The sequence below is a fragment of the Vibrio sp. LB10LO1 genome, from assembly GCF_010092875.1.
Lineage (GTDB): Bacteria > Pseudomonadota > Gammaproteobacteria > Enterobacterales > Vibrionaceae > Vibrio > Vibrio campbellii.
This window is the reverse complement of record NZ_JAADJW010000012.1, coordinates 43451-66732: the sequence shown is the minus strand read 5'-3', so window position 1 is coordinate 66732 and position 23282 is coordinate 43451. Positions and strand designations below refer to the sequence as shown.

Annotated in this window: 23 protein-coding genes and 1 pseudogene; 6 read left to right on the top strand and 18 right to left on the bottom strand. The window is 43.5% G+C overall.

The window, feature by feature from the left end:
- Nucleotides 1-29: 29 nt before the first annotated feature.
- From uspE to ccoN, 10 genes are all read right to left on the bottom strand, one after another.
- Nucleotides 30-977, bottom strand: a complete 948-nt coding sequence (uspE, locus tag GXP65_RS10895) for a universal stress protein UspE (protein ID WP_005429885.1) — start codon at nucleotides 975-977, stop codon at nucleotides 30-32.
- 181 nt (nucleotides 978-1158) lie between these two features.
- Nucleotides 1159-1905, bottom strand: a complete 747-nt coding sequence (locus GXP65_RS10890) for an FNR family transcription factor (RefSeq protein ID WP_005429849.1) — start codon at nucleotides 1903-1905, stop codon at nucleotides 1159-1161.
- A 90-nt stretch (nucleotides 1906-1995) separates the two neighbouring features.
- Entirely contained in the window at nucleotides 1996-2673 is a 678-nt protein-coding gene (locus tag GXP65_RS10885) for a sulfite exporter TauE/SafE family protein (RefSeq protein WP_162092776.1), read from the bottom strand.
- Between the two features lie 9 nt (nucleotides 2674-2682).
- The gene (gene ccoS, locus GXP65_RS10880; protein WP_005429857.1) at nucleotides 2683-2847 is read right to left on the bottom strand and encodes a cbb3-type cytochrome oxidase assembly protein CcoS; all 165 of its coding nucleotides are present in this window, start codon (nucleotides 2845-2847) and stop codon (nucleotides 2683-2685) included.
- Between the two features lie 14 nt (nucleotides 2848-2861).
- The gene (locus tag GXP65_RS10875; protein ID WP_162092775.1) at nucleotides 2862-5225 is read right to left on the bottom strand and encodes a heavy metal translocating P-type ATPase metal-binding domain-containing protein; all 2364 of its coding nucleotides are present in this window, start codon (nucleotides 5223-5225) and stop codon (nucleotides 2862-2864) included.
- A 4-nt stretch (nucleotides 5226-5229) separates the two neighbouring features.
- Nucleotides 5230-5706, bottom strand: coding sequence for a FixH family protein (locus tag GXP65_RS10870; RefSeq protein ID WP_051118131.1), 477 nt, complete (start codon nucleotides 5704-5706; stop codon nucleotides 5230-5232).
- Between the two features lie 89 nt (nucleotides 5707-5795).
- Complete coding sequence (gene ccoP / locus GXP65_RS10865; protein WP_005429865.1) at nucleotides 5796-6770, bottom strand: cytochrome-c oxidase, cbb3-type subunit III; 975 nt, start codon at nucleotides 6768-6770, stop codon at nucleotides 5796-5798.
- The gene (locus GXP65_RS10860; protein WP_005429887.1) at nucleotides 6770-6943 is read right to left on the bottom strand and encodes a CcoQ/FixQ family Cbb3-type cytochrome c oxidase assembly chaperone; all 174 of its coding nucleotides are present in this window, start codon (nucleotides 6941-6943) and stop codon (nucleotides 6770-6772) included. Before GXP65_RS10860 ends, ccoP begins: the two co-directional genes overlap by 1 nt.
- A 9-nt stretch (nucleotides 6944-6952) precedes the next feature.
- A complete protein-coding gene (ccoO, locus tag GXP65_RS10855) occupies nucleotides 6953-7573 on the bottom strand; it encodes a cytochrome-c oxidase, cbb3-type subunit II (RefSeq protein WP_005429861.1) in 621 nt (206 codons plus the stop codon).
- Nucleotides 7574-7585: 12 nt separating this feature from the next.
- Nucleotides 7586-9013 (bottom strand): cytochrome-c oxidase, cbb3-type subunit I, encoded by a 1428-nt coding sequence (gene ccoN / locus GXP65_RS10850; RefSeq protein ID WP_005429859.1) that lies wholly within the window; start codon nucleotides 9011-9013, stop codon nucleotides 7586-7588.
- A 256-nt stretch (nucleotides 9014-9269) separates the two neighbouring features.
- On the opposite strand from ccoN, the gene GXP65_RS10845 reads away from it, so the two are divergent.
- The 4 genes and pseudogenes from GXP65_RS10845 to GXP65_RS10830 all read left to right on the top strand — a co-directional run.
- Nucleotides 9270-9626 (top strand): hypothetical protein, encoded by a 357-nt coding sequence (locus tag GXP65_RS10845; protein WP_043883267.1) that lies wholly within the window; start codon nucleotides 9270-9272, stop codon nucleotides 9624-9626.
- Nucleotides 9627-9738: 112 nt separating this feature from the next.
- Nucleotides 9739-10926, top strand: coding sequence for an FIST N-terminal domain-containing protein (locus tag GXP65_RS10840; RefSeq protein ID WP_162092774.1), 1188 nt, complete (start codon nucleotides 9739-9741; stop codon nucleotides 10924-10926).
- Nucleotides 10916-12646 carry a response regulator gene (locus GXP65_RS10835; RefSeq protein ID WP_162092773.1) on the top strand — a complete coding sequence of 577 codons (1731 nt, stop codon included), beginning with the start codon at nucleotides 10916-10918 and terminating at the stop codon, nucleotides 12644-12646. The genes GXP65_RS10840 and GXP65_RS10835 overlap by 11 nt, the downstream gene beginning before the upstream one ends.
- A gap of 318 nt (nucleotides 12647-12964) precedes the next feature.
- Nucleotides 12965-13471 (top strand): annotated as a pseudogene (locus GXP65_RS10830) (helix-turn-helix domain-containing protein); the annotation flags it as partial.
- 174 nt (nucleotides 13472-13645) lie between these two features.
- Here the strand turns inward: GXP65_RS10830 and GXP65_RS10825 are convergent.
- The 4 genes from GXP65_RS10825 to matP form a co-directional block, all read right to left on the bottom strand.
- On the bottom strand, nucleotides 13646-14860 hold the full coding sequence (locus GXP65_RS10825) for an HDOD domain-containing protein (RefSeq protein ID WP_162092772.1): 1215 nt from the start codon (nucleotides 14858-14860) through the stop codon (nucleotides 13646-13648).
- Nucleotides 14861-14989: 129 nt separating this feature from the next.
- On the bottom strand, nucleotides 14990-15313 hold the full coding sequence (locus tag GXP65_RS10820) for a hypothetical protein (RefSeq protein WP_038890259.1): 324 nt from the start codon (nucleotides 15311-15313) through the stop codon (nucleotides 14990-14992).
- Nucleotides 15314-15429: 116 nt separating this feature from the next.
- Nucleotides 15430-15741 carry a DUF3634 family protein gene (locus GXP65_RS10815; RefSeq protein WP_005429845.1) on the bottom strand — a complete coding sequence of 104 codons (312 nt, stop codon included), beginning with the start codon at nucleotides 15739-15741 and terminating at the stop codon, nucleotides 15430-15432.
- 10 nt (nucleotides 15742-15751) lie between these two features.
- Nucleotides 15752-16201, bottom strand: coding sequence for a macrodomain Ter protein MatP (gene matP / locus GXP65_RS10810; RefSeq protein ID WP_005429851.1), 450 nt, complete (start codon nucleotides 16199-16201; stop codon nucleotides 15752-15754).
- Nucleotides 16202-16412: 211 nt separating this feature from the next.
- On the opposite strand from matP, the gene GXP65_RS10805 reads away from it, so the two are divergent.
- Complete coding sequence (locus tag GXP65_RS10805) at nucleotides 16413-18053, top strand: Lon protease family protein (protein ID WP_162092771.1); 1641 nt, start codon at nucleotides 16413-16415, stop codon at nucleotides 18051-18053.
- 70 nt (nucleotides 18054-18123) lie between these two features.
- On the top strand, nucleotides 18124-18639 hold the full coding sequence (gene fabA, locus GXP65_RS10800; protein ID WP_010647877.1) for a bifunctional 3-hydroxydecanoyl-ACP dehydratase/trans-2-decenoyl-ACP isomerase: 516 nt from the start codon (nucleotides 18124-18126) through the stop codon (nucleotides 18637-18639).
- 394 nt (nucleotides 18640-19033) lie between these two features.
- On the opposite strand, the gene rmf is transcribed toward fabA, so the two are convergent.
- The 4 genes from rmf to GXP65_RS10780 form a co-directional block, all read right to left on the bottom strand.
- On the bottom strand, nucleotides 19034-19207 hold the full coding sequence (gene rmf / locus GXP65_RS10795) for a ribosome modulation factor (RefSeq protein ID WP_005532367.1): 174 nt from the start codon (nucleotides 19205-19207) through the stop codon (nucleotides 19034-19036).
- 171 nt (nucleotides 19208-19378) lie between these two features.
- Nucleotides 19379-21112: a DUF3466 family protein gene (locus GXP65_RS10790; protein WP_045419732.1), complete on the bottom strand. Its 1734-nt coding sequence runs from the start codon at nucleotides 21110-21112 to the stop codon at nucleotides 19379-19381.
- A gap of 7 nt (nucleotides 21113-21119) precedes the next feature.
- Nucleotides 21120-23039 carry an ABC transporter ATP-binding protein gene (locus GXP65_RS10785; RefSeq protein ID WP_010647881.1) on the bottom strand — a complete coding sequence of 640 codons (1920 nt, stop codon included), beginning with the start codon at nucleotides 23037-23039 and terminating at the stop codon, nucleotides 21120-21122.
- A complete protein-coding gene (locus GXP65_RS10780; RefSeq protein ID WP_012128011.1) occupies nucleotides 23017-23268 on the bottom strand; it encodes a glutaredoxin family protein in 252 nt (83 codons plus the stop codon). The genes GXP65_RS10785 and GXP65_RS10780 overlap by 23 nt, the downstream gene beginning before the upstream one ends.
- Nucleotides 23269-23282: the final 14 nt, after the last annotated feature.

Sequence of the window (23282 nt, the reverse complement as noted above, 5' to 3'; positions counted from 1 at the left end):
TTTCTATATTATTTCAAAAACAAGCGCTGTTATGTCGCTGTATTTGGATCGAGCGGACTGATGTAACCGTTTGGTTTTAATGCCAGTACGTCGCAATTGATTTTATCAATCACATGCTCGGCTGTATTACCAATAAACACTGCAGAAAGCCCTGTACGACCTGTCGTACCAAGAATAACCATTGCTGCATTCAGCTTTTCAGCCGTTGCTGGAATGATGTCTTCTGGTAGGCCTTGTTCAACGATAGTTTGCTCTTCATTCAAGCCGTGTTTTTGGCGAAGTGCCTTCATTGCTGTTAAGTGATGGCCACGAACGGCGTCTGTGTACGTCGTTGGGTCAAACTCAGGCAACTCAATCGTTATATTCGCCGGTGTAACTGGGTAAGCATTGACGAGATAAGGTTCTGCATCGAGACGATTGGTGATTTCTTTAAGGCGTTCTACCATCGAATCGTTCAAATCAATATGGGTTGGATTTTCCGAACCAACATGAACAGACGCAAGAATCTTCGCATGTTCAGGCCAATCAGCGTTTTTAATTAGAAGTACAGGGATAGGGCACTTACGCAACAAATGCCAATCTGTAGGAGTGAAGATGACGGATTCTAGAACATCGTGCTTACGCGTTCCTTTAATAACGATGTCGTGGCCGCCAGCAAAGACTTCAGCAATGATCGCTTCATAAGGGCGATTATGCCAAACAACACAAACATCAAAGTCGAAGCTATCGTCTAAATACGGTTGGGCTATCTTACGCATCCATTGTTCACGTTGGTGGATAACACCGCGACGCATAGCATCTCTTTCATCGACCGACAGCATTGAGGTCATGTCATACGAAAAATCGTAGATTGACAGAAAGAAAGTGATTCGGCTTCTGGATACACTTTTTCGAGCGAGTTGAACCGCTCTTGCAAGTGCTGGCTGCTCATCGTTATTGATGTCAGCAACAACAAGGATCTTACTGTATATACTCATATCTAAGCCCACTTATTATTGTAAAACCAAATACCGAATATAAGGTAAATCAGTATATTGGAGTACACAAGGTACATTTTTACTGTAGCTCAGTTTGAGGAAGAATTTGAGGACTTTCGAAGGGATTTTAGAAGAAATATGATGTAGCTCATTTTCGAGCTACATCAATTGATAGGGCAGATTAGTCTTTGCTAACGCCAGCAAGTTCCATCAATGCATCGTGATCTAAGATGGTGATGTACTTACCTTTTACGCTCAGAATCTCAGATTTCTGGAAGCGGCCAAGTAGGCGACTGATGGTTTCAACAGTCAGGCCAAGGTAGTTACCGATGTCACCACGAGTCATGGTTAAACGGAACTCACGAGGGCTAAAACCACGTTGCGAGAAACGCGTTGATAGGTTGTAAAGGAAAGCAGCTAAACGTTCTTCCGCGTTCTTTTTAGAAAGCAGAAGGATCATTTCTTGGTCGCCTTTAATTTCGTTACTCATCAGACGCATGATCTGTTGACGAAGTTTAGGCATTTTTCCTGACAGGTCATCAAGGATTTCGTAAGGGATCTCACAAACCATTGATGTTTCAAGTGCCTGAGCGAAACTTGGGTGTAGGTCACCCGTAATCGCGTCGAAACCTACAAGGTCACCTGCTAAATGAAACGCAGTGATTTGCTCATCGCCTTGTTCTGTAATTGTGTAGCTCTTGATCGTGCCAGAGCGGATAGCGTACAGAGATTTTAGCTCATCACCTGCTTTAAAAAGCTCTTGGCCTTTTTGGATTGGCTTTTTACGCTCGATGATTTGATCCAGCTGGTCAAGTTCAGACTCGTTTAGAGTGAACGGAATACACAGTTGGCTAATGCTACAATCTTGGCAATGAATCGCGCAACCGCCTGATTGGATACGCTTTGTTGCAGGTTTTTCAGAAATCATAACAACCTTTCACTATTTGATATACATCAATATTTTATCACTGGTTACTTCTAAAGGGTAGTAAAAAAATGACTGATATCGACTTTCATACTATATGAAACCGAGCATTTTCATTGCTCCGGCGGCAGTATACATGCCATAGCTTATTAGAATTAATGCTGAGATGTTTCTAAATATTAACGATTTTTGCAGGTTCTGAAAATGCCTTGCTCCATACCCGACCGCGAGCATCGAAGGTAGAGTCCCCAGCCCAAATGCTAGCATGATTAATCCGCCATTCAATGCACTGCCCGAAACGGCAGACCAAGTGAGCGCTGAGTAGACCAATCCGCATGGCAGCCAACCCCAAACAAAACCAAATGGGAATGCATGGGAGGGGTGCTTCAAGGGAAGTAGGCGTTGTCCTGCTGGGGAAATAAACTTCCAGATATACTGGCCCGCTTTTTCAACAATGAGCAGTCCTTGCCACCATTTAGCAATGTATAGTGCAACTAAGATCATGAAAAGTGCAGCGACAAATCGAAGCCACGCAAGAGACTGGGTAAGACCGCTTAACTCTGAAAGGCCTGATACCGCACCTCCAACCATTGCGCCAATTAAAGCGTAGCTTGCAAGTCTGCCAAAGTTATAGAAAAGAGGAATAGAGGAAGAAGGTTTGTTGTTCGGTGCGCCCATGGAAAGGAGAGAGGCGATGCCGCCACACATTCCCATGCAATGACCAGCCCCAACGAGGCCGATCATAAATGCACCAATAAAGTCTGGGCTCATAGAGAAACGCTATTGTTTTTTGTTGTTTGGTTTTTCGTCTTCATCAAGAAGAATGTTGTGTCCTTGTCGCTCTAGATCTTCAAACTGATCACTACGAACAGCCCAAAGGAAGATAGCAACGGCAACACAGACCAATACAATGGCGATAGGGATTAATATGTATAGACTTTCCATGTTTGATCTCTCACTTACTTCTCTTTAAGCAGTCGCAACGAGTTGGATACAACGATGATAGAACTTGCCGACATACCCACTACTGCAACATATGGTGCGACTAAGCCTGTAACTGCCAGCGGCAAAATTAACAGGTTGTAGCCCAAAGACCAAGCCAAGTTTTCTCGGATTATCTTTCTTGTACGTATTGCAAGCAATCTTGCCTCTAATAATTTCTCTAAATTATCGCCTAGAAGCGTCATATCTGCTGATGCTTTCGCAACATCCGTACCACCGCCCATCGCGACAGAAAGGTGTGCCCCAGCCAGCGTTGGTGCATCGTTGATACCATCACCAACCATCATAGTGATGTCGTCTTGATCTAGCCCTTTAAGATACGCGAGTTTGTCTTCTGGTTTTGCCGATGCGATCACATGGTCTATACCCATTTCATCCGCAACAGGCTGTGCATTTCGTAGTGAATCGCCTGTCAACAACGTTGTTTTAATGCCCGCATCCGCAAAACGTTGGATAAATGCTTTACTTTCTTTACGAATTGGATCGCGGTAGTAGAAGGTTGCGACATGTTCATTATCGACAGAAAGGTATACGGCGTTACCTTCATCGCGATTTTCACCAACAACGAAGCTTGCACTACCGATTTTTACTGTCTTGGTATTCCAAATACCTTGGATACCGGAGCCAATGATATTTTGAACATCACTGACGGTAACGTCTTCTTGACCAAACCCTGAGAATGCGCGAGCAATCGGGTGGTTTGCGTGTGCTTCAAGTGCCGATGCAATCGCAAGTACTTCAGTTTCATTGAAGTCAGCGAAGGTCTGGGTTTGACTAATTTCTATGTCGCCTTTAGTCAGGGTGCCTGTCTTATCCACGACAAGATGATTAATCTTACATAGCGTTTCGAATACATGACCTTTACGCAGCAAAATACCAAAGTTGCCCATACGAGAAGTAGCACAAGTTAGCGCGGTTGGGGTTGCCAAGGATAGAGCACATGGGCAGGTTGCGACTAGAACAGACAACATAATCCAGAACGCATCATCGGGTTTAGTTTGATGCCAGTAAAACCAAGTTCCTGCAGAAATAATTAGAATCGCACCAACGAAATAGCGCGCGACTACGTCTGCAATCTCAGCAATTTTTGGTTTGGAGTGCTGAGCTTCATCTTGAAGGCGGACTATATTCGAAATCATCGAGTCTGCTTTCGAGTTCGTTACTTCTAGCTCGAAAGACTCCTCACCATTTAATGTACCTGCGTAAACGGCATCTCCGGCTTTCTTAACCACGTGCACGGACTCGCCGGTCAGCATAGATTCATCGATATGGATACGACCGGAAATCACTTTGCCATCTGCCGGTATATGTTCGCCAGGAAGGACACGAATGCGATCACCAACCTTTAAGGTTCTTACCGGGATTTGTTCACCGTCTAGCGTCGTCGCAATCGCTGGGATTAACTTGAGAAGGTTGCCACTAGCTGCTGCTGCTTTGCGGCGAGCACGCATCTCTAAGAATCGACCGACCAACAAGAAGAAGGTAAACATCGAGATCGATTCGAAGAACACTTCGCCTTGTTCAGTCACCGTTGCAACTAAGCTCGCCACATAAGCAAATATGAGTGCAATGGATACAGGAACGTCCATCCCAAGGGTACGCCCTTTAATGCTCCTCCATGCATTGAGGTAGAAAGGAAGAGCAGAATAGAGCAGTACAGGTGTCGCGAAGATTAAGCTTACCCAGCGGAAGTAGTTTTTAAACTCTGGCTCTAAATCGCCAAAGACTTCTAAATACAATGCTACTGCAAGCATCATTACTTGCATGGTTGCAAGCCCCGCGATACCCAAACGATACAGGTATTGTTTCATTGTATGGTGGTAGGCGGCTTCTTGCTTGTCTGCTTCAAAAGGTGCGGCTTTGTATCCAAGCTTGTGAATCACAGAAAGCAATTCACTCAAACGCACTTGTGTTTTATCCCACGCAAGTAAAGCTCGGTTCGTGGTGGTATTGACACGAATGGAGATCAAACCTTTGACACCAGAGACTTGTTTCTCAATTAACCACGCACAAGCGGCGCAAGAAACACCTTCTAAAGAAAGGGTAACCTCAGATGTGTTTTCATTATTTCGAACAAACTCAGATTGAACGTCTTCGTTGTCATAGTGAATGAGGGCTTGGAGTTGCTCTGGAACTAGGTCAGCTTTTTCTGCTGGCGCAGTTCGGTATTGGTAATAGGAGACAAGACCACTATCGACTATAGTCTGAGCCACGGTTTCACAGCCCGGACAACACATGTCGCGAATTTCACCCAATATTTCTACTTTGAAATCCGTGTTGGCTGGTACATCTTCACCACAGTGATAACAGGATTTACACATAGACTTACTTCATTAATGTTGTTGGTTGCGCAGGGAATTCAACTCGACCTTGAATCATCCATTCTTTGTTGTGTGGCTCAAGCTCAACGAACCATGGTCCTTGAATCGAGTCTTCAGGCGTTAAGCGATAGTTACCTTTTGCATCAGCAGTAAGAAGCTTTGTGAAATCACGGTCTGGCAACGTACGGTGCGTGAACGTCGCAGTTAGCGCAGGGAAGTGCGGTAATTCGCCTTTATTGAAAGCGATAACAACGGTGTTGTCATCTGACGAAACGCTAGCGTTAAGACCAAGGTCTCGAGCGACATTCATTTTACTGATGTCGATGTTGATACCTTTGCCTTTTTTATAGTAATCCTCGGCGACCAAAGATACAGAGTTGTTGGCGAATACGACCACTGTAACGATTGTCCATACCACAACAGTTAAAGGCAGGATGATCAGGAACCACGGCCAAAATTGTTTATACCAAGGCTTTACCATAAAAAAGTTCTCAACAGCTAAATGAAAAAATGTAAGGCTTTAAATTTAAAGGAAAGACAGCCCCTATGAAAGGGGCTGTTATTGAAATGTTACTTATTGTCAGAGTTGCTTAAACTCCACACGTATGCCGCGACAAGTTGAACTTTGTCTTCGCCTAGAATGTCCTTCCAAGCTGGCATCACACCAGAGCGACCGTTCATAACTGTTTCTGTTACTGCAGCGCGTGAATCGCCGAATAACCAGTCTTGGTCAGTTAGGTCAGGAGCACCTACAGCCGGGTTACCTTTACCATCTGTACCGTGACAAGCTGCACACACAACGAAACGAGCTTTACCAGCTTCTGCTTCACGTGCGTTCACTTTACGACCAGATAGGCTTAATGTGTAGCTTACAACTTCTTGAACGCCTTGTTCGCCAAGTGCATCTTTCCACGCAGGCATCTGACCGATACGACCTTGCATAATAGTTGTAACGATAGCTGCTGGCTCACCGCCGTATAGCCATGCATCGTCAGTTAGGTTAGGGAAGCCTTTCTGACCGCGAGCATCAGAACCGTGACATTGCGAACAGTTCTGTAGGAACAAACGTTGACCAACTTTAATTGCTTCAGGATCTTGCGCAATCTCAGGGATAGGGCGTAGACCATCTGCGTTATGAGCAAGTGCACGGAATGCTTCACCGAAGTAAGCGTCTGCGTCATCTAACTCTTTAGCGTATTGGTTAAGTTGTTTGTTTTCCTGTGCTCGTGCGATGGCTTCTTTCGATTCTTCCAACGTACGCACAGTTTGATCTGAACTTTGCCAGTTTAGAACACCTTTAAAGCTGCCTAGTCCTGGAAACAGAGTCAGATATACAGCTGCAAACACAAATGTGCTCACAAATAAGTATGTCCACCATTTCGGTAGAGGGTTGTTAAGCTCGCGAATACCATCGTACTCGTGGCCCATGTCTTCCCCTTCCTCGACGCCCATTTTGTCTTTAGCGCACCAAGTCAGGAGGATCGCACAGCCTACTAGCGTACCGACAGTAATCACGATAATCCAGAGACTCCAGAATGTAGTCATTACTTCTTCACTCCTTGGTTATTTGGGGTCGTTTGTTCTTCGTCAGCAAACACCAAGTTAGCATCTTCTTCAAAGCGTGCTTTACGCTTCTTACCAAATGCCCACCATACGATGCCAATAAAACTAGCGAAGAGTACAACGGTATAAATACTATGAATTGTACCGAAATCCATATGACCCCCTTACTTCATTGCATGACCAAGAGACTGAAGGTAAGCGATGATTGCATCCATCTCTGTTTTACCTTCTACTTCTTTAGCCGCATTCGCGATTTCTTCATCCTCATAAGGGACACCGAACTGGTCACGGAAGATTTCTAGTTTCTTCTGTGTCAGCTTGCCGTCTAGCACGTTCTCTTCAAGCCAAGGGAAACCAGGCATGTTTGATTCTGGTACTAGCTCACGCGGGTCAATAAGGTGAACGCGATGCCATTCGTCAGAGTAACGTCCGCCTACGCGTGCCAAATCTGGACCAGTACGCTTAGAACCCCATAGGAATGGGTGCTCCCAAACACTTTCACCAGCAACAGAGTAGTGACCGTAGCGCTCTGTTTCAGAGCGGAAAGGACGAATCATCTGGCTGTGACAAACGTTACAACCTTCACGGATGTAGATGTCACGACCTTCCATTTCCAGAGGAGTGTAAGCACGTAGATTCTCTACAGGCTCAGTCGTTTGCTTCTGGAAAATCAGAGGAGTGATTTCTACAAGCGCACCCCAGCTGATTGCAAAGACGATGAAAATAGCCAACAAACCGACATTACGTTCTAGGATTTCGTGGCGATTATTCGAATTATTACTCATTCTTTAATCTCCTTATGCCGGTTGAGGGATAGCTTTTAAGCTTTCTTTAGGTGCAGTTACCGTCTTGTACGTGTTGTATGCCATTAGGAACATACCTGATAGGAAGATGAAACCACCTAAGAAACGTACGAAGTAGAACGGATATGATGCTTCTACAGATTCAACAAAGCTGTAAGTCAGTGTGCCGTCAGAGTTAACTGCACGCCACATTAGGCCTTGCATTACACCTGAGATCCACATCGCTACGATGTAAAGAACGGTACCGATAGTTGCCAACCAGAAGTGAACATTGATTAGGCTAACTGAGTACATACGCTCTTGACCGAACAGTCGAGGGACAAGGTGGTATACAGAACCAATGGAAACCATTGCAACCCAACCTAATGCACCAGAGTGGACGTGACCAATGGTCCAGTCTGTGTAGTGCGATAGCGCGTTTACAGTCTTAATAGACATCATTGGACCTTCAAAAGTAGACATACCGTAGAAAGACAATGAAACGATTAGGAAACGTAGGATTGGGTCATAGCGAAGCTTATGCCATGCGCCAGACAGCGTCATAATACCGTTGATCATACCACCCCAAGATGGAGCAAATAGAACCAAAGACATCACCATACCAAGAGACTGAGTCCAGTCAGGCAGTGCTGTGTAATGCAGGTGGTGAGGGCCAGCCCAGATATATAGAGAGATAAGTGCCCAGAAGTGAACGATAGATAAACGGTAAGAGTAAACAGGACGTTCAGCTTGTTTAGGGACGAAGTAGTACATCATACCTAGGAAACCAGCGGTCAGTAGGAAACCTACCGCGTTGTGTCCATACCACCATTGAACCATCGCATCCACCGCGCCTGAGTAAATCGAGTAAGATTTACCAAGTGACACAGGGATAGCCATGCTGTTCACGATGTGAAGTACTGCTACTGTGAGGATAAAGGCACCGAAGAACCAGTTAGCCACGTAGATGTGAGAGGTATTACGTTTGACCAATGTTCCAAAGAACACGACCGCGTATGATACCCATACAATCGCGATAGCAATATCAATAGGCCATTCTAACTCAGCATACTCCTTACCAGAGGTAAAACCTAATGGTAGGGTGATTGCTGCGGCTAGTATGATTGCTTGCCAACCCCAAAAGGTGAAGGCAACGAGTGGGCCACCAAAAAGACGAGTTTGACAGGTGCGCTGAACAACATAATAAGATGTTGCGAACAGAGCACTGGTACCAAACGCAAAAATTACCGCATTAGTATGCAATGGACGTAAACGACTGTACGTCAACCACGGCGTATCAAAGTTTAGCTGTGGCCAAACTAACTGAGCGGCAATCAAAACACCAACAGCCATACCAACTATGCCCCATAAAATGGTCACAAGGGTAAATTGGCGAACGACTGTATAGTTGTAGTTTTGTTCAAGCTGCTTTACTTGGCTCATTTGCATGCTTCCAATTTCTAATTAACTACACTTTACTTCCAACACGACTTGCGTCGTAACACCACCCAAGTAAACTCTAGAATTCAAGTGTTATCATCACTTTATTTCCATTGCTGACTTTAATAAAAAGTGGCATTTTCAGCGTGACACTATACTTGAATTAACAATTCAATGACAGAGTAGTAACCTTACAAGGCCTCTGGAAATCATTTTTTATTTAAAAAGTTTGAAGTTTGTAACAAGGATATTAGGAATTATGGCCGCACAAAAGTTAACAAAGGCACGACTTGCACAAATCTTAATCATGCTCAGTCTTTTAATTGGTGCCTTTTTCTGGCGCACCTTTACTTACGAGACGAACAGAGAGGTAGATTGTTCACAAAAACAACGATGTGATGTAACAATTGGTGCTGAGAAAATAATCATAAATAAGACTTCGAAAGGGTTTTCGATCGAAAGCTCAAAAACAGACAGTCTGAAAATTGATCTAAATCAAACGGGTGATTTTATTAATATCGATGATGAATTTCGTGACATCGATTGGAATAGTATTTCTGAGAAGAAGACAATTAATTTCAAATTAAACGAAAACATTGTCCAAGTTCATTTATAAATCAGATCTGACACGAGATAATTACATCTTCTTATGCAATTAATACCGTCATGCTTAGCACTAAATTGTCGCAGTGGTATAACAGTAAAGTGATAACCAATAATAAAATCGTATGCAGTGCCAATCATTATTTACTCATATTACCGACGAATATTTAGCTATCAAACGATTTCGCTCTGAGCTGACAGAGGATAACCTGTCGCATATCGTCTGTTATTACACCGAAGAGTACGATTTCAGAGTAATCCAAAGCGCTTTTGTTGAGCTGTTCCCCGAGACAACCGTTCACGGTGCTAGCTCCTGCCAAGCGATAATGACAAATCATGGTTATCACCAAGGGCCGGTGATTGCTATACTCGCGATTTATGATTCGGGCCAGCACGCATATGGTACGGGTATCTCAACTTTTGGAGCAAATGTTGAAGCGAGTGTAGATGCTGCATTAAACATGGCATTGGTGCATGCAGATAGAATAGGAGAGGTGCCGAATCTTATCCTTTTACACGCAACCCCTGGCCATGAAGAAAGCATCATTGAATGTATTGATGAAAGGTTTGGGACACTAGTACCCATCATTGGCGGGTCGGCTGCGGATAATAATATCGAAGGTAACTGGTCGATTATTACTTCTCAGGGGGCTCAGCAAAACGGTGTTAGCCTGACACTATTTTACTCATCACAGCCCGTTGATATCGCTTTTAGTGCTGGGCATTCACCAACGGGGATAACAGGTATTGCGACGAAAACGAAAGATCGCATCTTACTCGAGATAGATAATAAACCCGCTCTCGATGTCTACCGTGATTGGACTAATCACCAAGAGACACAATCCGACAAAGAAAGCTTTCTATTTACCAACTCCAGTGCTTATCCATTGGGGAGAATCGCCGGGCATCTTTACGAGAGACCTTACTACAAACTCTCACATCCAATAAGAGAGACCAAACAAGGCGGTATCGAGCTCTTTACAAGTATCCAAGAAGGTGAATCTTTGACGTTGATGCAGGGAAGTCGTCAGCATCTTGTCGCAAGAGCCGCAAGAGTAGTGAACGCAGCATTTAATCAAAAGTTAGAAGAGTCTCGAAAAATAGGGGTAATCAATATCTTTTGTGCTGGTCCTATGCTGCACTTAAAGCAGGACATAAACAGCGTTTGTGAACAAATTAACCAGGAATTAGAGAACCTACCTTTTATTTGCCCGTTTACTTTTGGTGAGCAAGGAAGATTTATAGGTGGCGAAAATGGACATGGAAACTTGATGATTTCATCGGCAATTTTCCATAAACCTTATGAAAGATAAATATTTAGAGATTTACCAACAAGAAGCGTTACAAGAGGCTCTTGTCGAACTAAAAGAGGCAAGACAGCGAGAGAAGCTCTTAGCTGACGAAAACAAAGCAATCTTATCAGCCATTTCTGCTATGAGTGAGGCTCGTAATCGACACGAAATTTTTTCCGGCCTCAACAGCGTTCTAAAGAAATACATCGACTTTGATGACTTCATCGTCATTACCCGTGACTGCAATCAACAAAATTTCAAAACACTTCTATCGACAAATAGCGTCTTTGATAGAGCTAGCTGGTTACCGGGTAACGCATCGGAGAGGGCGCTCAGTGGTGAATGTATTTTGCTGTTTGAACCAATGCGGTTAAAGGAGTTTGAGGGGCTTAACTCCTTTATTAAAAGTCAGGTAAGCTCCATGCTTTTAACTGGTATTCGCTCTGAAGTTACGCAAACTATCATCATACTTGTTGGCGCACAAAAAGGGCACTTTAGTATCGAAAACAAAGAAACCCTTAGGCGGTTTCGACCTTTGATAGAAAGGGCGGTAATCGATATTGAAACGAAAGAGAAGTTACAACGTATCGTAGAGGTACGTACTTCGCAACTTGCGAAAGCAAGAGAAGAAGCAGAACGCGCTAACCAATCAAAATCTGAATTTCTCGCTATGATGAGTCATGAGATTCGAACCCCTTTGAACTCGGTTTTGGGTATGCTCGACATATTAAGACAGTCGACGTTAACAGAAAGCCAATCTGAAGTTTTGAATCAAATGGAGTGCTCAGCAGATCTGTTATTAGCGATAATTAGCGATATCCTCGATTTGTCCAAAATAGAGTCGGGAAGCTTTCGTCTAAGCGAACAATGGACAAACTTACGTGACGCGGTAACCCTGGTCATTTCCCAACAAAAACAGGTAGCTACAAGTAAAAATCTGAGTTTTGAATACCAATGTAACTTGGATAATAACAAGCAATATTGGATCGATTCGACTCGATTGTCTCAAGTACTTTTCAATTTAATTGGGAACGCCAGCAAATTCACTGATTTTGGTGGCATCAATGTCTCGGTTATTGAGCGTGACGGTGAGCTTGTCATCTCAGTGGTGGATACCGGAATTGGAATCCCTAAATCAAAAATCGGACATCTTTTTACAGCTTTCCATCAAGGAGACAGTTCGATTACTCGAAGATTTGGAGGTACAGGCCTTGGACTTGCTATCACCAAACATTTGGTTGAAATGATGCGAGGAACAATCAGCGTTAAAAGTGAAGAGAATGTTGGCTCACACTTTGAAATTAAGATACCTGTATTAACGAGAAATAATCAAGATAGACCGGTAAAGATAGAGCCCAATCGTCCATCAAAAGCAGTGAACCTTCTTGTTGTAGAAGATACAGCATCTAATCAACTTGTAATTAAACTAATCTTAAACAAGTTAGGACATAATGTTTTTATTGCTAGCCACGGCGCAGAAGCAATAGCATTTCTTGAAGAGCAAAGGCAAAACATCGACATCATTTTGATGGACGTCTCAATGCCAATTATGGATGGGATAACAGCGACGAGGCTAATCAGACAGAAAGGCATCAATATTCCAATCATCGCGTTAACAGCTCACGCACTGGAAAGTGACAAGACTACATGCATGAAAGCCGGCATGGACGGTTTTGTTTCAAAACCAGTTCGACGACAAGAGATCTACGAAGCAATTCAATCGTTAGTTGAAACCGCGTAGCGCGTTAATATAGATCTTAACAATCGTAAGATTATTAAGATCTATATTAAGTATTTTATGGTAAATCACCATTATGTTTAATAACACTATCAAAAAGCGCCGTATTTTAAAATCTGAGAGGGATAGGAGACCAATCTAGAGAAGATTTGGCGTACGTTGGCATTTCATTTAACATAACACATATAATGCGCACCAAGGGTGTAGGCGCAAAGTTGTAATGTCACTTTTTAGCAAAGTTAAAATGTCTCTTTTTTAGGTTCAACCGCTAACTTCATTCTTATATGAACTTATTTAAGGAACATTGGGATGTTGGTAACTATGAGTGACAAAGACCTTTCACGATACAAAGTGATCAATGACGTTTGTGATCGTCGCTTACGACGTTCGGAGGCTGCCCAGATCTTAAACTTGAGTGAACGCCAAGTGCAGCGTTTAATGAACCGCTTGCGAGAATCCGGTGCGGCCAGTTTGGTGCACGGTGCTCGTGGCAAGCCCAGTAATAATCGTATATCGAGTGATTATCGTCAGACTATCTTAAGGCTTGTTCGTAAACACTATTCGGATTTTGCCCCAACGTTAGCAAGAGAAAAACTTATTGAGCTCCATAACTTACCCATTTCTAATGAAACGTTACGTCAATGGATGATTGCTGATGGTCTCTGGGTGCCACATGCTCAGCGTCAACCTCGGGTGTACCAACCTCGTCATCGCAGAGACTGCCTAGGAGAACTGGTTCAGATCGATGGTTCTCACCATGATTGGTTCGAAGGACGCTCTGATAAATGTTGTTTACTGGTTTTCATTGATGATGCGACTGGCCGCCTGAGTTCCTCGTTACCGATATAGCCTCATATCTCTTAGGTTACGCTGTCATCATGGCTCTAGATGTTCATAACAGAAACTATTACTAGTTTCCGAACTGACGATTTAACCTTTTTCCAGAGCAATAAAAAAGCGACCAGACTTGGTCGCTTGAAGTTTTGTGACATCGTAACTCTTCTATATCATAAGAGTCATCTTGCCTGGAGCGCTCATTCTAATGGATGATAGCGCTTCTCCTGAGATCTGAACGTTAGCAAACCAAAATGGTTTGTGTTTTTCTGCGAACACTTCGCTTCTCGATAAGCTGTCGTATATTGCATACGCCCTAGCCTGTGCTAATGCTGCTCCATAGATGCTGCGTTCTAAGATCGGTTTGTTTTCTATGTCTTCTAGAATGGCAACTTTAATATTCTCTGTACTTTTCGGCCAGTTAAAGCTTTCCATAAGTCGTTTAGTGACCACAGCTTCCATATCAACAATAACTTTAGGTAAGAACGCTGAATTAGGTCGAACGTCGGCACAAGCATAATACTCATCTTTTCTGTTCATCTTTCTATAGTTCAGCATGACTTCAATAAGAGCATCTTCGAAAGTGTCTGTGAAATGATTAATCAGCACGATGCTTCCTAGGCTACGAAGTGTTCCAATTAGAACACCACAATCAGAATCTTTTACACCTGCCGATTCCAATCGCATTTTGGTAACGTTGGCAGTCAAGACCAGTTGTTGCCAAAACTTGGGAGTCAGGATCTTAGTATTACTGTCTGACCACCTCATTATTGGTCGTGCCATTAAGACTGGGAATAGCTTGCGGCAATTTTCAATTCCAAGACGACTAATCGCAACTCTTACATCTGAGCTGGTTTTAGCTGCACTTCCTCGCTCACGCAGTCTAGAGTTTTCAATCAGATCAATAATCGTTGAGCTTAGTTGGTGGCTATCGCCGGCCAAGCCTGTCAGTTTTGAAAAGCTGAGTGATGGAGAATAAGCAAACGATGCGAACAGTTCAAATGGGGGTATATTGCTCGATAATTTTTCAATTGGAAGTGTTTCAAGCTTCTTCATTAACATTCGATCGGCGACTTTCGATACATCGCTGATGACTTTTTGAAGTGTTTTCTGTTTGTCTTCCACGATTTGGCGTTTTTCTTTTACTCGCTCTTGTTCACATATGAGAAGTATTCTTTGGTTGCGCGTGATTCTGTCTTCTTCACTAAAGATCACGTCGTCACAGTAACGCCCCTGTAAACTGAGGAGTTTATCCACTTGCGACTGATCCACTTGGTGGTTCATACTAGCTAGCCATTTTGCATGTCTAAGTTCGACTTCTTTCGATACTTTGGCTGCGATGTCCATTGCTTCTTGTGTATATTTTTTTTGCGTGAGCAACAAACTGATATTCCTAACGTTATTTTACTTTTCCGTCAGCAGTGTATCTATAAACACCAAAGCAGTAAATGGAATGTGATATTAATTCCACTTATAAATATATTCAAATTATCGAAATATGATTAGTGAATACTAGTTGCCCGTTGTTATGTGTAGTCGTATGTACTTTTCAGAGAATTTATAGCGATAACGTTTGCCAATTTTCACATTTGATTTGGTGAACTGGCATACGCGTTTATCACCACTGCTTTTTACCCTCTTGATCTTTGCACTTTTACCTTTGTGTTCCATTTCAATCATCAGGTCACAATACCCATGGTAACCATCAAATTCTCTATCAGTTTTCTTCTGTAACTCCGCTTTAATTTTTTTCGCCACGGGATTCGTCTCAGAATCATCAGCTGTAGCAACAGAAATCCCAAATAATAAATACAAAAACGTGACAGTGTATCGCAATGAAGTTCCCTTTCGATTTCGTAAAAGTGAAACTCTAACACACTGACTTTATTGAAATAAAAACGGGACGCAATTAATGCGTCCCGTCTAACACGAATAAGTAATTGATAGTTTGCTTAAGCGCGTTTTTTGCCTTTGGTTGACTTAAAACCTTGATGAGGAAAAACGTTCCTAATGCGTTGTTGAACTTTTTTCGGCACTTCTTTGGAGAAAGCTAAACGCATCCCAGTACGTTGATTGTAGACTTTCATCTCACCATCGAAAGGAGCATGCTCGGCGATGTCTTGCAGGTTGTGTTTAAAAGAAGGTGGTATATGACCTTTCACTTTCGATATGTGCCCTTTTTCGAACTTAACTTTTAGGACCGGTCTATCTACAGCGATAAGCCAAAAAATGACAACAGCAGCAATCAATATTACGTAAAGCATATGATTCTCCTTAGCTGGACAACAATTTACTCAAGTCTTCTTTCAACGATGATACCTTCATGCTCGCCTTCTCGCTTCGAGACGCTTCTGACAGCAAATACTCAATGGCATCGGATAGTGTGCAACCTAGCTCGTTTGCTCTGTTAGAGAGCTTTTCCCACACTCGATAGTCAAGATCTATGGATTTTTTCTTTGTGTGGACTTGCTCCGCATTGAAGTGACGTTTACGCTTTGCACGGATCGCTTGTTTCAGCTTGTTATCAAGCTCTTCTGACATGTGGTTCTCAATCCAAGCAAGAACTTGAGTAGGTTCATGCTCGAGTTTACGAAGTTCAGCAATCGCAGCATCGGCTTCACTTGTATCGATGTATCGAGTAACGGCTTCACCATCTTTCCACTTTTTAATGAGATACTTCCATTTCCAACCACATTCTAAATTTTCAAGCTGCTGATATTTCATCCTTCTGACCCTCAATGCACGTATGGTGACAGCGTAACCCAACTGTGCAGGTTCGGCAATTAAAACTCCTAAAAGTATCGATGTTGATCACTCATTTGTCGAAGGTTTAATCAACTGAATTTGCAGAATTTTTGGATTGGTCAAATTGTCGCTAGGGAGTTGATCGCCGTTTCGCTATAATGCCCCTAAGACTAAATTAAGATGAATTTGAATGAACCAAGTTAACTGGCAAGATGTCACCCCTTCTTTTGAACAGTACGAAGAGATTTTACGCAACGCCACTTCTCTCCCAGCAAAGCCTTTCATTGACCTTCAGCCGAGGCTTGAAGCAACCACTGAGCGATTTACGCGTGTACAAGGATTAACTCGCATTTTATTGGTGAATTGCACTGATAATGCGATTTACCGAGGTTTCATTAGCGAAGTGTTGGAGGCTAAAACCTCAGCACCTGTTGTTGCAACAGAGTCACTCGATGCTAAAGAGCTGTTTGATCGCTACAGTGTGAACCAAGATGGTCAAGCGACGTTTGAATCTGGCTTACTTTCCAAAGCACATGGCGGCTATCTTGTTATTCCTGCGAACTTGGTGCTTGCGAATGCTGCACGCTGGCCAAACATCAAAGCTGCGGTTCAAGGTGGAAGCTTTGCTCCAATTAATCTTACTCCAAATCGAATTGCTTCATCGCCTTTTGCGCCGCAAGAATACAATGTAAAACTGATCATTACCGGTGACCGAAACCAGTTGGCTGAAATCGAGTATGTCGATGAAGACTTCTCTGCAGGTCTGACGATGTATACAGAGGTTGAAGACGATATCCACCTATCTCAAGAAAACCTGAGGAATTACATTAGTTTGGTAAACTGGATTTGCCAGAAGTACCAGCATCCTACATTGAGCAATGAAGCGTTCAGAAGATTAATTCTTGCAGGGATGCGCTACACAGAAGATCAACACTATCTACCGCTCGGTGTCATGTGGCACAACCAACTATTAGGTCTTGCTAGCCAATATTCAAACTCATCGGTTATCGAATTCGACGATATTGATCAGGCTATTGATGATAAATATTACCGTGAGTCGTACCTACCACAGCGTGCAGTTGATGACATTCTTGATGGACAAGTGATCATTGAAACGACCGGCGAACAAGTAGGCCAAATTAACGGTCTTACTGTTATTGATATGGCTGGACATCCGGTCTCTTATGGTGAACCTGCGCGTATTTCTTGTGTTATTCACTTTGGTGATGGCGATATTTCAGATGTTGAGCGTAAAGCGGAGCTTGGTGGCAACCTGCACGCTAAAGGTATGATGATCATGCAAGCGTTTGTAAGCTCGGCGTTGAATTTAGATGAGCCCCTACCTTACTCTGCGTCAATTGTCTTTGAGCAATCATACAGTGAAGTAGATGGAGATAGCGCCTCTTTAGCGGAACTTTGCTGTTTGGTAAGTGCACTATCTGAATCTCCAGTTAATCAGCAGATCGCAGTGACTGGTGCGGTAGACCAATTTGGTCGTGTGCAAGCCGTCGGTGGCTTGAATGAAAAGATCGAAGGTTTTTACCAAGTGTGTAAGCATCAAGGCTTCACAGGTGAGCAAGGCGTGATTATGCCGAAAACTAACCTAAAGCACCTTGCGTTACATAAAGATGTCATAGAAAGCATTAAGAATGGTGAGTTCCACCTTTGGTCTGTTTCTACTGTTGATGAAGCGATTCCTCTTCTGATGTCCAAGCCATTCCGAGGTGAAGACGACAGCATCATCGGTAAGATAGCCGAACGTATTGAAAACTTTGAAAGACACGAGCATCCAGAAGGAATTGTGGAGCGCATCAAAAACTGGTTTGTCTAGTACTGATCGGAGTTGTTTAGCGTACACGTGTTCACTAAGATGCAGCTATCAAAAATTGGAGTAATTGATAATGCAAAACAAACGTGATTCATACACCCGTGAAGATCTTCTAGCTTCTAGCCAAGGCGAACTATGGCCACAAGGCCCTCAGCTACCAGCACCAAACATGTTGATGATGGACCGCATCACAAAAATGTCTGAGACTGAAGGTGATTTCGGTAAAGGCTTGATCCTAGCAGAATTGGACATTACTCCAGATCTTTGGTTCTTTGATTGTCACTTCCCTGGTGACCCAGTAATGCCTGGCTGCCTGGGCCTTGATGCAATGTGGCAACTTGTGGGCTTCTTCCTAGGCTGGGTTGGCGGTAAAGGTAAAGGACGCGCTCTAGGTGTTGGCGAAGTGAAGTTTACGGGTCAAATTCTACCAACAGCTAAAAAAGTGACTTACGAGATCCACATGAAGCGTGTTGTTAACCGTAAATTGGTAATGGGTCTAGCTGATGGCCGTGTATGTGTAGACGGCAAGGAAATCTACGTAGCAAAAGATCTAAAAGTAGGCTTGTTCCAAGACACCTCAAGCTTCTAATCTCCTACTCTCAAGTATTCAAGAAGGCTCCTTTCAAAGGGGCCTTTTTTAGTTTTGTATATACCCAAGTAACCTCGAGATGCTAGGTTCAGCGAGAATGACTTGGTTTGTAGATGCGGCGGCGATTTAAAGATCTAGTGGGTCTAAATCAAGAATCGACAACAAAGTATACAAGCCAAGACAGCTCGCCCTTTGGGAGCGTGTCATTGACTCGACTTCTGCGTCAAACAACTTGGAAAGAGCTGGCTATTACGCTGCGTTGTTTTCCTTGACCTCGAATCAATGACAACGCTCTGAATCCTGCATCTTGAAGTCACTTGGGTATAGCTACTTACAAATGCAGAAAAGGCTCTTAACGAGCCTTTTCAAATCCTTCTGTTTGTATGTGGAGAGTTTATTTGTAGAGACCAGATTGTTTTTCATCTCTGGCATCACGCCAACCACCTAACCAATACGACCGAGCGTCAATCTGTTGATACGGACAAGCCTCTTGAGACCTTCCATTCAACCCAGCTTTGTAGCCTTGAGATTGAGCTCGTTCTAGGCGATCACGCTTTTGTCTCTTCATAGTTAATTCCTCATACAGGTCCATTTACAAACGTACTACTGTTTTTGTGAAACTTTAGTGGAGTTTTTATGACTCCACTTACAAGAATCGATCAAATTACGCATTTTCTCAAGGCATAAAAAAAGCAGAGGCTCATTTCTGTGAGCCTCTGCTTGATTTAAAAATTACTGACTATTTTCTACGGAACCCGAAGAAGCCCAGCATGGTCAAAGCCAACCAACCAAGACCGGCACCTTGACGTTCGGCAGATTCCTCTTCAACGCTTCGCTGCTGAATATCTGCAGAAGTCGCACCAGCGATAGGCATAAGCTTGACTGCAACGATTTTTTCTGTCCCATCACACGACGCGTTATGTTGTGTGCTCTTATAGCCGCCTTCACACTTCATCGCGGTTGCCGAGATAACGCCAGCATCATTGATGTCTGTAGCATTGATGATACGGAATGCGTTGTTGTCCGCTGAGTATTCACCACCGTTCGTTAGGTTATCCAAAAACCATGGTTTACCCTCAAACAAGTCTGTCGCACGCTGGCTCACGGCTTCACCTGTTTTAGTGTAAGGGTAAATAAAACCACGTTTGCGACGAGGCTTACCTTCTTCTTCACGAGTAGTCTCAGCATCTAGTTGACCAACAATCTCATTGTAAGAGTTGATAGCCCCCATATGACCGCCTGCACCACTAAAGAAAATGTCGGTTGTTGGGTAGAATGCGCTAACAGAATCTGCAGTGACGTCGTTTACAATAAACAAACGGTTCGGCGCAGAACCTGTCGGCATTAGGTAAGCGCCAGAGCGCTTCGCTTCACCGATTGCAACAAAGTTAGAGTTCACATCCGTTAAACGAGAGTTACTATGAACAGTGTCGCCATCGATACGTTGTTGAGCCCCACTTACTAACTTGCTCTCCCAAGTAGAGCCAGTCATGCTACCAGCAGTAGCTAAGGTGCCAACAAACACAGTCGCATTCATGTAGTTATCATCAGAATACGTATTGTAACCAACACCATAGACAGTTGTCCCATCTTCAACGATGCCACGCATGCTACCTTGAGCTAAGCGCTCACCATCTTTAGCTGAGTTACTAGGCCAAGCAATTTGACTGACTGTACCGTCTTTATCCCAAATTGCCGCTTTTGAAGTATGGTGCGTGCCGTTATCGTTTGATGCTTGTTCAGAAATACTGCCTACTGTAAATGTCCCATCGGTGCGCCATGCTCGGCTCCCGACAACAACCGCCTCTTCGCTGCTTGGAACAATAGTTGGAAGCGATGGAGCAACAACAGTATTTCTTGTTTCTAATTCAGAAGAATCTGTATCGCTTACGACACTTTGATTACCAACTGGTTTGCCATCTTCAGTTAGGCTATTGATAATATTGTTGTACTTGTTGTCATAAGCACTCGGGTCATTCTCGACAAATGCGAGTGCGTTTGTTGTAAAGTCTTTACCTAGCTCTTTACCCCAAGGTTGCCAATGAATAGATGCCCAAGATTCACATGTTGAGTAACGACGCTCGTTGTAACAGTAGCGCTCAAAATCGTCGTACTCTTGCACATAATAAAAACCGGAGTCCATTGCAAAAGGCACTTCTTCACGGTAACTCACACCATCTACAGCTTCGCCTGCTGAAATTGGTGTTGTACGAGTTTCCAGTGCCAATTTGAATTGTTCCGTTGTACATCCTGCTGCTGAATCAAAACAACCATGGACAAACGGTGAACCAGTGCTTACATCCTGAACATCACCTTGCTGGATAGCAACGCCGTAGGCAGTTTCGTAATTAACGATGTCACCATTTGATTCTGGCTCTACTTCAACCACCTGATACAATGCTGCATTGGCATTCATTGCTGTACCAACCATCATCGCGACGGCGGTTAGTTTGAATTTATTACTACAATTCATGGAATTCTTAACTGTCCTGTTGCATTGCTTCGAGTTCTTCCCATCTCTCGAACGCGATTTCCAACTCCTGCTCTACAGCAGCGAGCTGTTCCAATACCGGTTGAGTCTGTTCTACAGATTTAGTGAAAAACTCTGGGTCATTCACTTGTTCTTGCAGAGTCTCAATATCCGACTCTAATTGTTCTAGTTTAGCTGGAAGAGCCTCTAATTCTCTTTGCAGCTTATACGATAACTTCTTCGAATTGTTCTTAGGTTGCGTAGTTTTGGGAGTTTCCTCAACCACTTTCTCTTTCTTCGCTGCTTTTTCAACCTGACCACGCGAAGCAAGAACTTGATCACGCTGCTGTTTTGCATCGTGATAACCACCAACGAACTCTTCGATTACGCCGTTACCTTCAAAAATCCAACTGGTCGTTACTGTGTTATCTACAAACTCACGGTCGTGGCTCACTAACAGTAACGTACCCTGATAATTGGCAAGCATTTCTTCTAAAAGTTCCAACGTTTCGATGTCCAAATCGTTGGTTGGTTCGTCCAGAATAAGCAAGTTGTTAGGTTTCAATAAGATACGAGCCAACAACAAACGGTTTTTTTCACCGCCTGATAACGCTTTAACTGGCGTACGAGCACGTTTTGGTGCGAACAAGAAATCTTGCAGGTAGCTCAATGCATGACGCTGACGACCGCCAACCATCACTTCTTGCTTACCATCCGCTAAGTTATCGATAACCGTCTTTTCAGGATCGAGGATTTCACGGTACTGGTCGAAGTAAGCCACTTCAAGTTTTGTACCGCAATGTAGACGACCACCTTGTGTCTCTAACTGGCCCAGTAGCAACTTGAGAACCGTACTTTTACCACAGCCATTAGGGCCAATAAGTGCGATTCGATCACCGCGCATGATGTTGAAGCTGAAGTCATCCACGATCTTTTTGCCTTCAAAAGCAAAAGAGACGTTCTCTGCTTCAAAGACGATCTTGCCTGAACGCGACGCATCATCGATATTAAGGTTAACTTTACCTTGAACTTCACGGCGGTCACGACGTTCTTCACGTAGCTTTTTAAGAGCACGAACGCGACCTTCATTACGGGTACGACGCGCTTTAATACCCTGACGAATCCATACTTCTTCTTGAGCTAACTTTTTGTCGAACTCCGCATTTTGCATTTCTTCAACACGAAGCATCTCTTCTTTGTCATTCAGGTACTGATCATAATTACCAGGGAAAGAAGCCAATTGACCGCGATCTAAGTCAACGATGCGTGTCGCCATCGATTTGATGAACGCACGGTCGTGAGAAATAAAGATGATTGAGCCTTTGAAGTCTTTTAAGAAGTTCTCAAGCCATTCGATGGTTGTAACATCAAGGTGGTTAGTCGGTTCATCGAGAAGCAATACATCGGGGTCACAAACAAGTGCACGAGCCAGAGCTGCCTTACGTTGCCAACCACCAGATAAGTCCGTCAGTTTGGTTTCTGGGTCTAGCTTTAACGCCCCAAGTACGTTCTTAACGCGGTCATCAAAGCGCCAAGCATTAAGGTGATCCAGCTGTTCTTGAATCTTAGCAAGTCGGTTGATGTTCTTTTCACTTGGGTCTTGAGCTACAAGATCGAGAAGATCGTGGTAGATCTTTAACTGTTCACCGATTTCAGCCAAACCGCCAGATACGTATTCGTAAACCGTACCCTCTTGATTGCGCGGTGGATCTTGTTCAAGTCGAGAAACAACTACGTCTTGAGTGATTTGAATCTTGCCATCGTCCAACAAAATGTCGCCGGCAAGCACTTTCATTAACGTGGACTTACCTGCACCGTTACGACCAACTAAACAAACGCGTTCGTTTTCTTGAAGAGCGAACTCCGCTTTATCTAGCAATGGGTGATCACCAAATGCAAGTTGCGCGTTATGAATGGTAAGTAATGCCATTATTATCCAACCAATGTGTGAGTTGTTCTAAGTCAAACGGCCAGTTCAACTCAGAGTCTTGATATTTTAATACGGGAATTGTGACGCCGTAACGAGAAAAGAGAACATCGTCGAACGCAATGTCGACGATGTGTGTTTGTTCGGCGAGACCAATCTGACCAACGAGGTCAAACGCCATCTCACAGAGATGGCATCCTTCTGTGCTGTAAAGTGTTAGCACGTTCAACATCCTTTTGCTGTTCC